This window comes from Bradyrhizobium sp. NBAIM03, from assembly GCF_020194055.1.
GTDB classification, from domain to species: Bacteria; Pseudomonadota; Alphaproteobacteria; order Rhizobiales; family Xanthobacteraceae; genus Bradyrhizobium; species Bradyrhizobium yuanmingense.
The window spans coordinates 1-396 of the sequence record NZ_JADYVS010000259.1 but is presented as its reverse complement, the minus strand read 5'-3'; the positions used below and the strand labels follow the sequence as shown (position 1 = coordinate 396).

Here is a 396-nt window from a genome sequence, read left to right as displayed (position 1 = left end):
TAACAGTGTTAAAAAATTATTGTTAAAGATAATTTATTATTAATATTCAGTTAATTCAAAAAACAGAGAAAGTCTGGCTATAATTAAGTTGCAAATACGAATTACACAAAAAAGGAGAGATAATTTATGAAATTTAAGTCATTGATTACAACAACTTTAGCATTAGGTGTTTTAGCATCAACAGGTGCAAACTTTAATAATAATGAAGCGTCTGCCGCAGCTAAGCCATTAGATAAATCATCAAGTTCGTTACACCATGGATATTCTAAAGTCCATGTTCCATATGCAATCACTGTGAACGGTACAAGCCAAAATATTTTATCAAGCTTAACATTTAATAAGAATCAAAATATTAGTTATAAAGATTTAGAGGATAGAGTTAAATCAGTTTTAAAA

The 396-nt window shown here is 27.5% G+C and carries 1 protein-coding gene; it reads left to right on the top strand.

Going from position 1 to position 396, the window contains the following annotated elements:
- Positions 1-126: 126 nt before the first annotated feature.
- Positions 127-396, top strand: a 270-nt coding sequence (locus I6F21_RS38415) for an MAP domain-containing protein (protein WP_225184476.1), incomplete at its 3' end; no start/stop codon positions are given.